The organism is Pseudomonas sp. R11-23-07, assembly GCF_003852295.1.
Taxonomy (GTDB): domain Bacteria; phylum Pseudomonadota; class Gammaproteobacteria; order Pseudomonadales; family Pseudomonadaceae; genus Aquipseudomonas.
In genome coordinates, this window is sequence record NZ_CP027761.1 from 2,940,793 (window position 1) to 2,954,720 (window position 13,928).

Here is a 13,928-nt window from a genome sequence, read left to right on the forward strand (position 1 = left end):
AGCACCATGAGCGACAACATCTTCACCGGCTGCATGCCCGCCCTGATGACGCCATGCACCCCGGCGCGCACACCCGACTTCGATGCCCTGGTGGCCAAGGGTCGCGAGCTGGTCGATATCGGCATGAGCGCCGTGGTGTATTGCGGCTCCATGGGCGACTGGCCGCTGCTCACCGAAGCCGAGCGCCAGGAAGGCGTGGCGCGCCTGGTGGCCGCCGGCGTACCAACGATCGTGGGCACCGGCGCGGTCAACAGCCGTGAGGCCGTGGCCCACGCCGCGCATGCCGCCAAGGTCGGCGCGCAGGGCTTGATGGTGATTCCGCGCGTGCTGTCCCGTGGCGCCTCCGCCACCGCACAAAAGGCTCACTTCGCGGCGATCCTCAACGCGGCGCCGAAGCTGCCAGCGGTGATCTACAACAGCCCGTATTACGGTTTCGCCACCCGCGCCGAGCTGTTCTTCGAACTGCGCCGCGAGCACCCGAACTTGATCGGTTTCAAGGAATTCGGCGGCGCTGCCGACCTGCGCTATGCAGCGGAAAACATCACCTCCCAGGACGATGACGTGACCCTGATGGTGGGCGTCGATACCCAGGTAGTGCACGGCTTCGTCAATTGCAACGCCACCGGCGCGATCACCGGCATCGGCAACGCATTGCCACGGGAAGTGCTGCAACTGGTGGCATTGAGCAAAAAGGCCGCCAAGGGCGATGCCAAGGCGCGTCGCCAGGCGCGGGAGCTGGAAGCGGCGCTGGCGGTGCTGTCGTCTTTCGATGAAGGCTGCGACCTGGTGCTGTATTACAAGCACTTGATGGTCCTCAACGGTGACCAGGGTTATGCCCTGCACTTCAACGAAACCGACGTGCTCAGCGACGCGCAGCGCCGCTATGCCGAGCAGCAGTACGCGCTGTTCCGCCAGTGGTACGCCAACTGGTCGGCTGAGCAGAACGTCGATTGATCCTTGTGGCGAGGGAGCTTGCTCCCGCTGGCTGCATAGCAGCCTCCGGCCTTTATTGGGGGGCGCTGCGCACCCCAGCGCAAGCAAGCTTGCTCGCCACAAATGTCTCGCGCCTACTTACTCTTTGTGTTTTCCAGGATGATCCCATGACTCTGACGGGCAATATGCTGATCGGTCAGCAATCCCTTTGCGGCACGCGCGAAGCGATCCGGGCCGTTAACCCCGCCACCGACACGCCCCTGGAGCCCGCCTATGCCGGTGGCGACAGCCAGCATGTCGAACAGGCTTGCGCGCTGGCGTGGTCCGCTGCTGACGCTTACCGCGAAACTTCCGTGGCCGCCCGTGCCACATTTCTCGAGACCATCGCCGACAACATCGAAGCCCTTGGCGATGCGCTGATCGACCGCACCATCGCCGAAACCGGCCTGCCCCGTGCCCGAATCCTGGGCGAACGCGGCCGCACCTGCGGGCAGTTGCGCACCTTTGCCCGCACCGTGCGCCTGGGTGAATGGCTGGACGTGCGGGTGGACCCCGCGCAACCCGAGCGCCAGCCCTTGCCCCGCGCAGACCTGCGCCAACGCCACATTCCCCTGGGCCCGGTGGCGGTGTTTGGCGCCAGCAACTTTCCCCTGGCTTTCTCGGTGGCTGGCGGCGATACCGCATCGGCACTCGCTGCCGGTTGCCCGGTGATCGTCAAGGCTCACCCGGCCCACCCCGGCACCAGTGAGCTGGTGGGCCGCGCCATCGCCCAGGCGGTGCAACACTGCGGCTTGCCACACGGGGTGTTTTCGTTGCTCTACGACGCCGGGCATGAGGTGGGTACCGCGCTGGTGACCGACCCGCGTATCAAGGCGGTGGGCTTTACCGGTTCGCGCAGCGGCGGCATCGCGTTGTGCCGGGCGGCCCAGGCACGCCCCGAGCCGATCCCGGTGTATGCGGAAATGAGTTCGATCAACCCGGTGTACCTGTTTCCAGCCGCGCTGCAAGCCCGGGGCACGGTGCTGGCCGAAGCGTTTGTCGCCTCACTGACCCAGGGCGCCGGCCAGTTCTGCACCAACCCAGGCCTGGTGATCGCCGTGCAGGGCGCCGCCCTGGAGCGCTTCATCCACAGCGCCAGCGATGCGCTCCAGCGCTGCCCGGCGCAGACCATGCTCACCCCCGGTATCTTCCACGCCTACGAACGTGGCGTAGCCAGTCTGACCCAGCATGCGCGAAGCGCCGCACAGGGCTTAGCGGCGAGCGGACCGAACCAGGGCCAGGCCCAGTTGTTCGTGACCCAGGCCGAGGCCTTCCTGAGCAATCCACACTTGCAAGCCGAAGTCTTCGGCGCGGCCTCACTTGTGGTGGAATGCCGCAATGCCGAGCAGGTGCGCCAGGTATCTGAACGCCTGGAAGGCCAACTCACCGCCACCCTGCATCTGGATGAACCTGACCTGCCACAGGCACAGGCGTTGCTGCCGGTGCTGGAGCGCAAGGCCGGTCGCCTGCTGGTCAACGGCTGGCCGACAGGCGTGGAAGTGTGCGACGCCATGGTGCATGGCGGGCCGTTTCCGGCCACCTCGGATGCGCGCAGCACCTCGGTGGGTACGGCGGCGATCCTGCGGTTCCTGCGCCCAGTGTGCTACCAGGACTTCCCGGACGCCTTGCTACCCACCGCGCTGCAGCAGGGCAACCCGTTGCGGTTGCGCCGCTTGCTCGACGGCCAGAGAGAGGCGTAGACGATGGCCAAGCCCAACTCAGCGGATATCGTCGTGGTCGGCGCCGGCATCATCGGCCTCGCCTGTGCCGTGCAACTGGCGCGACAAGGGCGCCAGGTGCGGGTGATCGACGCGCAGGCGCCCGGCCTGGGCGCCTCCTATGGCAATGCCGGGCACCTGGCGACCGAGCAGGTGTTTCCCATCGCCGACCTGTCGATCCTCAAGCGCTTGCCGGCCATGCTGCTGGACCCCACGGGCCCGCTGCGCCTGGACTGGACCTACCTGCCCCGCGGCCTGCCCTGGTTTATCCGCTTGCTGCTGAACCTGCGACCGGCCCCCTACCAGCGCAGCGTTGCCGGCATTCGTGCATTGAACGAAGCCAGCCTCGGCGCGTGGCAGCGCTTGTTGCAGTCCATCGGGCAACCTCAGTTATTACGCGAAGACGGTTCGCTGCTGGTGTATGAGCGCGCCGAATCCCGCGCAGCGCTGGATGCCTTGCAGCAACGCATGATGGCGCAAGGCGTGCCGGTGGCGTTCTGGTCGGCTGAAGCGGTGCACGCGGCGGCGCCGCAGTTGAGCGAGGCCATACAGGGCGGCTTGTTTTTCCCCGCTACGGGGCATTTTCTCGACCCGTACACGGTGGTTGGCGCCCTGGTAGACGCGGCCAAGGCCCTGGGCGTGGACTTCCTGCAGCAGCGCGTGCTGGACGCCCGCGTGGACGGCAGCGGCGTGTCACTGCTGACCGACCAAGGCGCAGTCACGGCGCGCCAGGTCCTGATCGCCTGCGGCGCCCACTCGGCGGCGCTGACCGCCGCACTCACCGGCAAACGCGTGCCGCTGGACACCGAGCGCGGCTATCACCTGATGCTGCCCCACGAACACGCGCGCCTGCCCTTCGCCGTCACCTCGCTGGAGCGCAAATTCATCATGACCCCCATGCCCGGCGGCCTGCGCCTGGCCGGCACCGTCGAATTCGCCGGCCTGCAACGCCCGGCGAACATGCAGCGGGCGTGGCAGTTGCATCGCTTGGCCAACGGGCTGTTCCGCCAGCCGTTGAATGCTGACGAAGCCACGCCATGGATGGGTTTCCGGCCGTCGCTGCCCGACTCATTGCCGATCATTGATCGGGTGTGCGATGGCAAGGTGTTGCTTGCGTTCGGTCATCAGCATTTGGGGTTGACTCAGGCGGCGGTGACGGCAGAGCTGGTTGGGCGGTTGGCAGCAGCTGATGTGGAACAGCGCGACACATCCTTTATTGCGCCCTATCGCCTCGGGCGATTTTGATACGGCAGCAACTTACGAAAAACCAGGAGAATCCCTACAAAGAGCCGTTGAAGCCTCCGCCGCAGCTTAAAAACAAGGCTTAGCGGGCGGATGAAGGTCACACGCGCTCTGGCGTTGGCCCCCTAAACGGCACGTTTAAACATCAAGCAATAATTCAACCCGTGCGCTGGAAACGTTGCTGATAAAACCATAGGCGGGCCCCTCTCCACGAGAACAACGCCGTGAAAACCCCGTCCTCTAACGACTCGATCAGCGCCTGGTGCTGGGTGGGCAAACTGACGCCGCCCCTGACGTTACTGACAACCTTGCCACGCACAGCCTTACTCGACACTTTGCGTATGCGCACCAAAGGCACGTTGGTGTTGGTGGTCGCACCGGCCGGATACGGCAAGACGACACTCTTGATGCAATGGCGACAAGCGTTGCTGGCGAGCACTCCACCGGCATCCGTAGCCTGGTTGTCATTGGACGAAGCTGACGCGGACCCTAATCGTTTCCTGTCTTATTTGATCCTTACCCTGGACCGCGCCGGGTTCGATCTGGGTCACTTGCCACGCCTGGCGCACAACCAATCACTGGATGCACAGCCCAAGCGCACGCTGACCGCCCTGCTTCACGCACTGGCCAGGGCGAACCGCCAGATCACATTGTTTGTCGATGACTATCACGCCGCTGCAAATCGTGATCTTGACCCCCTTGTGCAGGCCCTGCTCGAACAGGCCGCGCCTTGGCTGGAATGGGTAGTGTCCGCGCGGATACGTCCGGATTGGCCCTTGGCACAGTGGAAGGCCCATGGCTGGGTGCATGAGGTGTCCGCCCAGGCACTGAAACTGACAATGGCCGAGACCGGCGAAATCCTGGGGGCCGAGGTTGCGCCTCGCGAACTTCAACATGTTCATGAAATAACCGAAGGGTGGCCGGTGGCTGTGCAACTGGCCCGTCTGTGGCGCGCCGAGGGTGATACATCCATGTATGGCCTGGCGGATTTTAGCGGGCGCATTACCGACATGACCGACTACCTGACAGGGCAAGTAGTCCAACGACTGTCGCCTGAATGTCAGGACCTCCTGCGTGACATGGCACTGCTGGAACGCTTCAATGCCGAACTGGCCAACGCTGTGCGCGGGCGCAGTGACAGCGCACGGTTATTGATGCAGATGGCCCATCTGGACGCCCTCCTCGTGCCACTGGACGCCAAGCGCCAGTGGTTTCGTCACCATCGCCTGCTGCGGGACTTTCTCAAGCAAAGCATCGATGCCGAGGCGGCGCGCACTATCCATTACGCGGCGGCGCAATGGTTCGCTGAAGAACGACACTGGGCAGCGGCAATCGCCCACGCATTGGGCGCATGCGACACACGGCTGGCGGTCGACTTGCTGGTGCGTGCAGGGGGCTGGGAGGTGGTGCTGTACCACGGCATTCGCTACGCCCAAAGCCTGCTGCACTTGTTCGAAGAACATACCCGCAGGACAGAACCCGATCTGCTCCTGCTCCAGGCCTACTTGCACGCCAAACTCGGCGACTACGCCCTCGCTGCTCAATGGCTTGATGAAGCCCGACGTCGGATCAAGGACGCTCCGCGCCTGGCACGCGACTTTCACGTAATCCAGACACTGGCCAACGCCTACGTGGATCAATTTGAGCGCCATCCCTGCACAGACATCGTAAGCGACGGCTCGCTGGCACAGGCTACGCTCGCGTGTGTGCATGCACTGCAAGCGTTAGTGGAGGGGCAGTTGCCGCAGGCTTTGGAGACCATCCGCGCGGCGCACCTGAAGATGCGCCTGGTCGCCAGCTTGCGCGGCGAACACTATTGCAGGGTGCATGAAGCACAGGTGCTGGCCATCGCGGGCGATGTGCGTGTGTCAGCCAGGACGGTCGATGAAACGTTGGCAATGGCCGACAGGGAGTTCGGCAGCGAAAGTTCTGTACGAGCGCTAGTGGGCTGCCTCAAGGCACAGCATCTGTACTGGCAGGGCTTATGGACCGAGGCAACGCCCTGGTTTCGCGATGGCTGGGTGTCGCTGGAGCACACGGATGGCTGGCTGGATATCGCAGCCGTCACTGCGGAAGTCGCATGGCGTATAGCGTTGAGAAACCTGGGCTTGCAACCGGCCTTGCTGGAGCTTGAGCACGCCAGTCAATTGGCGGCCTCGCGCAACTGGCAACGCCTGGCCCGGTTGGTGCGTACCTGGCGAGTCGATGCGCTGGTACAGAGTGGTTCATTGACCCAGGCGCGCCAAGAGGCGCTGGCGGCCCAATTGGAAAAGGCGGCAGCGAGCCCGGACGACTGGCGCAACCAGGAGGCCGCCACGCTGGCGTTGGCCAGGCTTAACTTCGCGACAGGCGCATCCGGCGTCGCGCTCAATGGTTTACGAGCCGGGGCCAAGGCTCTGCAGGACAAAGGCTTGCAATTGCCCGCCTGGCGCCTGCAACTACTGACACTCGCAGGCTACGCAAAGGGCCACGCCGTCAGCCAGGATGCAGTCCTGGCGTCCATTCCAGCGTATGTGTTGCCAGGGCTGCTGCTGGAGGCCGGCCCATGCTTACTCACTGCACTGGAAGCGAGCCCCACCACCCGCGCCAACCAGCAGGCAGTTATCACACGCATAAGGGGATGGCGCGCGCACCCTATTCGCCCACGCTCCTCATTCAGCGCCAAGGAAACCCGGATTCTGATCCTGCTTGCCGAAGGGCAATCGAACAAGGCGATCGCCCAGGCCATGGCTATTTCCGAGAACACCGTGAAGTTCCATCTCAAACACGTATTCACCAAGCTCAATGTAGAAAGCCGCACAGCGGCTGTGGCTGCAGCGTTGCGCCTGGGCCTCGTTGCCGCACTTGATTGACCCACCAACCTACCCGGACGGGTAGTCGACCTGCCCTGTGCATCACGCCCTACCCGCCACCCGTGTAGCCGTCTCCCCAGCCGCGCCCCTAGTCTTTTATCAACACCAGCGAGAGGCGTTCTCCTGGCTGCGAAAACAATAAAGACAACAGGAGACTCCCTATGGGTATGAACGGCAAAACAGTGCGTGTGGCCACCGATGTCGGTGGAACCTTCACTGACCTTGTGTATTTCGAGAGCGATTCGATCACTGGCGAACAGACAATTCGTACCGCCAAAGTCGATACCACCGCGCCGAACTTCGCCGACGGGGTGCTCAACGTGATTCGCAAAGCCAACGTCGACCTCGACACCGTGGATTTCCTGGCACACGGCACCACGGTTGTCATCAATGCCCTCACCGAGCGCCGGGGTGTCAAGACAGCCCTGATCACGACCCAGGGTTTCCGTGACGTACTGGAGATCGCCCGGGCCAATCGCCCCGACTATTTCAACCTTAAATGGGTCAAGCCGGCGCCTTTCGTGCCGCGCTATTTGCGCCGCGAGGTTGCCGGCCGCCTAGGCACCTCGGGCCAGGAACGCGAGCCGCTCGACCTCTCGCAACTGCCTGAAATCCTTGAAGCGTTTCGTGCCGACAAGGTGCAAGCCATTGCGATCTGCCTGCTGCACGCTTATGCCAACCCGGCGCATGAGCAGGCACTGTTGCGCGAAGTCCGCAGGCTTTGGCCGACCGTATCGGTCGTAGCGTCCCATCAGATCACCCGCGAATGGCGTGAGTATGAGCGCTCAAGTACCACCGCACTCTGTGCGTACATACAACCTATCGCTGCGCGTTATCTCGATGACCTCGCCGACGGATTGCGCGAGGGCGGATATAAAGCACCCTTGTACATCATGCAGTCCAACTGCGGCGTCGATAGCGTGGAGCATGCACGGGAAACGCCGATCACCATGGTCGAGTCGGGCCCTGCAAGTGGTTTTTGGGCTGCGGCCGAACTGGGAAAATTAATCGACGAGCCCAATATATTGGGCCTAGATATTGGCGGCACTACCGCTAAATGTGCGTTGATTCGCAACGGCCAGGTATCGATAAAAACCGACTACTGGATCGAGCGCAATCGAATCAATGCGGGCTATCCCATCATGGTGCCAGTGGTCGACCTGGTCGAGATCGGCAACGGTGGCGGGTCAATTGCCTGGGTCGACGATTTCGACAAGCTGCACGTCGGCCCCCTCTCTGCCGGCGCCGTACCGGGCCCGGCCGCTTATGGCAACGGTGGCACCATGATCACCACCACCGACGCCAACCTGGTGCTCGGGCGCATCAACCCGGATTACTTTTGTGGCGGCAGCATAGTTGCCGACCTGCCGGCTGTAACCCGCGGCCTGAATGACCTTGGGCAACGCTTGCAACTGCCGACCGCTGAAGTGGCCCGGGGCATCGTGCGCCTGGCCAACGATAATATGGTCAACGCCTTGAAGCTCGTGTCCTTGAGCCGTGGCCATGACCCACGAGAATTGACGCTGATGGCGTTCGGCGGCGGCGGTGCCATGCACGCTGTCGCGCTTGCGCAAGAACTGGGCGTGGAGAAAGTGATCGTTCCACGCAGCGCGTCGGTCTTCTCCGCCTGGGGCATGACGCTCTCGGACCTGCGGCGGGACCTGTTTATCAACCGCTTCGTGGATACCACACAAGACGGCAGTCTTGCGCAGACACAGCAGTTCCTCGATGAGCTGACAGGCCGCGCCCGCGAGCAGTTCGTCACTGAAGCGATCCATCCGCAACAGGTCGAACTCCAGGTTCTGTGCAAGCTGCGCTATCAGAACCAGGAACATTCCGTCGAGGTCCCCCTCAACTCGCTTGAGTCCCTGCACATCGATTGGGCGGCGATCGAGCAACGCTTCCATGACCTTTACGAACAGCACTACACCTATCGTCTGCAGGCACCTTTGGAAATCATCGGTTTTCACATCGTCGCCGTTGGCCAGATTGACAAGTTGACGCCCCATGCACTGCCGATTACCGGCCGCCGGGTCAGCGAAGCCTGCAAAGGCCAGCGCCTGGTGGATTACGCCCAGGAAGGCATTCATGAGGCCAGCCTTTACGACTACAGCCTGCTCGAACCCCTGATGACATTTTTCGGGCCGGCCATCGTCGAGGACGCGGGCACCACCGTAGTGGTTCACCCCGGCAACCGCGTGCACGTAGACCGCCTCGGCAACCTGCACATCATGATCAACGGCTAAGGGAGCACTGCCATGAGTAGTCTCGATATTTTCACTCGCGACATCATTCAAAACTCACTCCAGGCGATCGCGGACGAAATGTTCACCGTCATGCGCAAAGCCGCAATGAGCCCGGTGATCTACGAAGTGTTGGACATGGGCACCGGGATTACCGACGCCCAAGGCGAAATCGCCAGTTCCGGCGCGGGTATCCCGGCGTTTGTCGGTGTGCTGGACAAAGCAGTCAAGAAAATCCTGCTGCATCACCCTTTGCCTCAAGACATCGAAGATGGTGACGTTTTCATCAGCAACGACCCACATGACGGCGCGGTCACCCACCTCAATGATGTGGTGCTGGCGATGCCTGTGTTCGCAGACGGTCAACTGGTCGCCTGGACCGCCAACATCGCGCACTGGAATGATGTCGGCGGCCGAGTCCCCGGATCACTGTCCACGGATGCCACGGATATTTTCCAGGAGGGCTTGCGCCTGGCATCGGTCAAGTTGATCAGCCGAGGGCAACCGATTCGCTCGGTGTTGCAGATCCTGCACGCCAACACGCGAATGCCGGACTTCATGGAAGGCGACTTGTGGGCGGGGGTGGCTGCGGTGCGCGGCGGGGCCACGCGATTGCGAGAGTTGGTGAGCAAGTACGGCAGCACGCTGTTTCTACTGGCCATGCAAGACTTCATGGACCTTGGCGAAAAAGTTTCGCTCAGAGCCCTTGCCGCGTTGCCCGCCGGGCAATTGAACCTGGAAGAACTGCAAGACGACGGCAGTCTGTTCAAGGTGCGTATCGATATACGCAACACCGAATTGGTGATTGACCTTCGGGATAATCCCGACCAATGCCTGGGCCCGACCAACCTCAGCCGTGACGGTACTGTGGTCGCGGCACAGATGGCCTTCAAGGCGTTGACCGCCCCGCAAGGCATCACCAATGGCGGCACGTTTCGCCCGCTCCGGGTATTGACCCGCCCCGGGTCGCTGTTCGACGCATTGCCGCCTGCCGCTGAAGGCTTCTATTTCGAAAACCTGATTCGCGTGCATGACTTGATCCTGTGTTGCCTGGCGCAACACTTCCCCGACCGGCTGCCCGCCGGAAACTTTGCCTCGGTGTGCGCCACGATCATTGGCGGCGTGCACCCGGACTCCGGCCGCACGTTCACCCTTGTCGAACCGGAAATCGGCGGTTGGGGCGCCGAACCAGGGCGCGACGGCAATAACGCTGTTTACTCCGGATTACATGGCGAAACTTACAACTGTCCGGTTGAGGTCTGTGAGGCCCGCTATGGGCTGTATGTCGAACGTATGACACTCAATGATGAACCCGGCGGGCATGGGCAGTTTCGCGGCGGGCGCGGTGTGTGCATTGACTACCGCATTCGTGCCGACGGCAGCTTCCTGACTTGCGGCTATACGCGCTCGGTCATTCCGCCCTGGGGCCTGGAACAGGGGGCCGAAGGCACGCCCAATTACGTCGAAGTCGTCCGCACGAACGGTGACAGCGAACGCTATTGCATGGCCAGTGGCATCGCCCTGAGCGCCGGGGACCTGGTCAGAGTGCGCACTGGAGCCGGTGGTGGATACGGCCCTGCCAGCCAACGTGATCCGGACGCAGTACGCGACGACCTTAAAAACGGCTATGTCGACGCCGCCACGGCGCGGCAGGTGTACGGCCTGGTGACGTGATCCCTGGGAGAGACTGACCTCCCGCGCAGACCTCAAGAACAACAACAAAAAAGAGAGCAGCACTATGAAACCGCAATACTCATCGCGTTTATGGGTAGGGCCCATCCTTGCCTTGGTTTTAGCAATCAGCCCAGCAGCTCGGGGCGATCAGTTCATTGGATTTGCTCAACCAGGCCTACCCGGGACGTGGGCCCTGGAATCGTTTCCAGTGTTCAACCGCACCGCAAAAGGCGACGTTCGCGCCGGCAGCAATACCGTTCTGGCGTACTTTTCGGAAACCGGCGTTACGGGAACGCAGCGTGACCAATTGCAATTCTGGGTGGGCGCCGATACGGGGTATACCAGCACCAATGGCACCCGCAACGATGATTCATGGAGCGTCGCATCACCGAACCTGGGCCTGGCTTATTACTACAACGTGCTTGAGCCCACCAGCGCTTATGGTTCGGATGACTACACCACCTTCTGGGTCAATCCGACGCTCTCCCTTGAGTTTCCCAACGGCAATGATCAAGGAACGGGTTATGGCGCTTTTGCCAACCGTTATGGCGCCAGCTTCAGCCTTCCCTTCTACGTTCGCATGGGCCGCTTTGCCGCCACGGTCACCCCCGCCGGCATCCACTACGCGGCACGCAATCGACACGCCACCGACCTCGGCGACGGCAACCCGAGCCAACTGCGCGGTGGCGTCAGTTACTGGCTGGCCAATATCGCCGCCGGGTATGCGGTGACGGACGACCTCTGGCTCGGGGTGCATCACGCCTACCACATCAACAACCGCTCGGCATCGGACTTCAAGGAGTCCCGGCAAGGCAAGATCGGTCCGGCGATGACCTACACAGGTTTCAGCAAACAGAAGTTCTACCTGTCCGCCAACCTGAATTTTGACTACTACCACAGCGATAACCTGCCCTATTCCAATAGTTTGACCATGGCTCTGGTGAAGTTTTTCTAGTGCCATCAGCCCACCGAGAGAGGAAGACCCTATGGACAGTTCAAGTTCGAACAACCCCGCGCAAGACGTACCCGTGACCGTACGCTGGCTCAACCCGATTGGCTGCTCGACGTTCGACACACCCATTGCGCAATTGCTACATAGCATCAAACAACCCTCCACGCGGATCGAGGTGGTGTCGTTTGACATGAATCCCAGCCCGACACACCTGGAATATCGTGCCTATGAGGCACTCACCTATGAGCGCATCGTGCGCATTGCCCGTGACTGCGAGCCGTCGGGCGTGGATGCGCTGGTACTGGGCTGCTTCTACGATCCGGCACTGGAAGATGCCCGTGAAATATCAGGTGAAACCCTGGTAGTCGGGCCGTGCCAGGCGAGCCTGCAAGTCATGGAGCACCTGGCCAATCGGTTTTCGGTGATTGTCGGCCGGACCAAATGGATCGAACAGATGCGTACGCGAGTGAGCGGCTACGGCGCAGGCAATCGACTGGCGTCAATGCGATCGTTGGACATGGGTGTGGATGAATTCCAGCGTGACCCTGCCCTGACGCGACGCAAGATTATCGAGCAAGCCCATCGCGCGGTACAGGAAGACGGCGCCGAGGCCGTCATCCTCGGTTGCACCATCGAGTTCGGTTTTTTCGAGCAGGTACAACGAGAAGTGGGCGTACCGGTGATAGACCCCGTCGTCGCTGCCTTCAAGGTCGCGGAATCCATGGCAGGAATGAAGCGCCGGTTTGGATGGCGGCCCAGTCGGGTCGGCAGTTGTGAACCGCCGCCTGAAGCCGAAATCGCACGGTTCGGACTCTTTCAGGGCCCCGCCCCGATCGGCAACCGCGTTGAAGCCTGACACTAAAGAGGATCGTCACCATGAGTGAGATACCGTCGACGCTCGCCCCCAACGTGGGCGATGTGTTCAAAGACGTCCCCCTGACACGCACGCATCTGCGATGCTGCCTTGTCCTGTTCCTGGTATTTGCGATCGAAGCCTGGGAGATGATGATCATCGTCTACACCGCGCCGCTGATTGCAGAAGAGTTTTCCCTGGATGCGCTTGCCGTAGGCAACCTGATCGGCGCGATGTTCATCGGCATGCTGCTCGGCGCGCTGGCGTGGGGCAGGCTCGCTGAACGCATTGGCCGTAAACGCGCAATTATCTGGAGCCTGGCCTCGTATGGGGTGGTTTCGCTGGCCAGCGCATTTTCGCCTGACTACTCGACGCTGTACGCCTTGCGCTTGCTGTCGGGCATTGCGGCGGTGGGCATGATGGTGGTGACCTTTGCGCATTTCCAGGAGCTGTTGCCGATACGCCATCGAGGTGCACTGACCGTGTATCTCGCGTCCGGCTGGCCCATCGGCATGCTGCTGGCCCTCGGCGCGACGGTCTGGTTGCTGCCCCAAGGATGGCGAGCGATCATCATCTTGAGCTCGCTCGGTGGGCTCTGGGCCATTGCGGTCGCGCGCTGGGTTCCGGAGTCGCCTTACTGGCTGGCCTCGGTGGGTCGACAACAGGAAGCCCGGGCGTCGATCAATGCCTTGAGCCGGGGCACAGTGAAGCTCGATGATGAATGTGTATTGCAGGTTGACCGCAGTACCTCGGGCCTGCACCGGGAATTGTTCAAGGGCGGCTTGCTCGGCATCAGCCTGCTGCAGATCACCGTCAACTTCACCTTCTCCTGGGGCTACTGGGGCTTACAGACGTGGCTCCCCACGTTGCTGCAACAACGTGGCCTCAACCTGCCGCAAAGCTACGGTTTCATTGCGCTGTCGGCGCTCTGCATGATCCCCGGCTACATGACCGCGTCGTACCTGACAGGACGTTTCGGGCGCAAGAAAATCATCGTGGGTTTTATCAGCGCCTCCGTCCTGGCCGGCTACGGTTTTGCCAATTCCACCAGCCTGGAAATGCTCTACCTGAGCAACTTCGCCTTGGCATTCTTCAGCCTGGGGGCATGGGGCGTATGGGGCGCGTGGATCGGTGAGCTGTACCCGACATCATTGCGTACAGTGAGCTACGGCTGGGCGATTTTCGCGCAACGCATGGCGAACGTACTGGCGCCCTCGCTGATTGGTGCGCTGATCGCATACGGTTCGTCGTTCAACCAGACGACCACGATCATCAACGCGTTCCTGGTGGTCACGGTGGTTCTCACCGCGTTCATGCCCGAAACCGAGGGCAAGGCATTACGTTGAAGTCACCTGGTCAGCGCAGAATCCGACGCGTCGCAGGACTCTGCGCTGACTGTGCCCCACTTCAAAACCAGGCTGA

At 62.0% G+C, this 13,928-nt stretch carries 9 protein-coding genes; all 9 read left to right on the forward strand.

From position 1 onward, the window contains the following. Nucleotides 1–6 precede the first annotated feature (6 nt). The 9 genes from C4J84_RS13380 to C4J84_RS13425 all read left to right on the forward strand — a co-directional run bounded on the left by C4J84_RS13380 (nucleotide 7) and on the right by C4J84_RS13425 (nucleotide 13,852). Nucleotides 7–954: a dihydrodipicolinate synthase family protein gene (locus C4J84_RS13380; RefSeq protein WP_124370822.1), complete on the forward strand. Its 948-nt coding sequence runs from the start codon at nucleotides 7–9 to the stop codon at nucleotides 952–954. A 146-nt stretch (nucleotides 955–1,100) separates the two neighbouring features. After that, on the forward strand, nucleotides 1,101–2,672 hold the full coding sequence (locus C4J84_RS13390; protein ID WP_124370824.1) for an aldehyde dehydrogenase (NADP(+)): 1,572 nt from the start codon (nucleotides 1,101–1,103) through the stop codon (nucleotides 2,670–2,672). A 3-nt stretch (nucleotides 2,673–2,675) separates the two neighbouring features. Further along, entirely contained in the window at nucleotides 2,676–3,935 is a 1,260-nt protein-coding gene (locus tag C4J84_RS13395) for an FAD-binding oxidoreductase (protein ID WP_124370825.1), read from the forward strand. Nucleotides 3,936–4,156: 221 nt separating this feature from the next. Beyond that, the gene (locus C4J84_RS13400) at nucleotides 4,157–6,784 is read left to right on the forward strand and encodes a LuxR C-terminal-related transcriptional regulator (protein ID WP_256681350.1); all 2,628 of its coding nucleotides are present in this window, start codon (nucleotides 4,157–4,159) and stop codon (nucleotides 6,782–6,784) included. A 167-nt stretch (nucleotides 6,785–6,951) separates the two neighbouring features. Continuing rightward, nucleotides 6,952–9,030, forward strand: a complete 2,079-nt coding sequence (locus C4J84_RS13405; protein WP_256679870.1) for a hydantoinase/oxoprolinase family protein — start codon at nucleotides 6,952–6,954, stop codon at nucleotides 9,028–9,030. 12 nt (nucleotides 9,031–9,042) lie between these two features. Beyond that, nucleotides 9,043–10,701 (forward strand): hydantoinase B/oxoprolinase family protein, encoded by a 1,659-nt coding sequence (locus tag C4J84_RS13410; protein ID WP_124370826.1) that lies wholly within the window; start codon nucleotides 9,043–9,045, stop codon nucleotides 10,699–10,701. A 208-nt stretch (nucleotides 10,702–10,909) separates the two neighbouring features. Further along, nucleotides 10,910–11,656 carry a hypothetical protein gene (locus tag C4J84_RS13415; RefSeq protein ID WP_256681351.1) on the forward strand — a complete coding sequence of 249 codons (747 nt, stop codon included), beginning with the start codon at nucleotides 10,910–10,912 and terminating at the stop codon, nucleotides 11,654–11,656. Between the two features lie 31 nt (nucleotides 11,657–11,687). Beyond that, nucleotides 11,688–12,509: an aspartate/glutamate racemase family protein gene (locus C4J84_RS13420; RefSeq protein ID WP_124370828.1), complete on the forward strand. Its 822-nt coding sequence runs from the start codon at nucleotides 11,688–11,690 to the stop codon at nucleotides 12,507–12,509. 20 nt (nucleotides 12,510–12,529) lie between these two features. After that, nucleotides 12,530–13,852 carry an MFS transporter gene (locus C4J84_RS13425; RefSeq protein WP_124435530.1) on the forward strand — a complete coding sequence of 441 codons (1,323 nt, stop codon included), beginning with the start codon at nucleotides 12,530–12,532 and terminating at the stop codon, nucleotides 13,850–13,852. The last annotated feature ends 76 nt before the right edge of the window (nucleotides 13,853–13,928 follow it).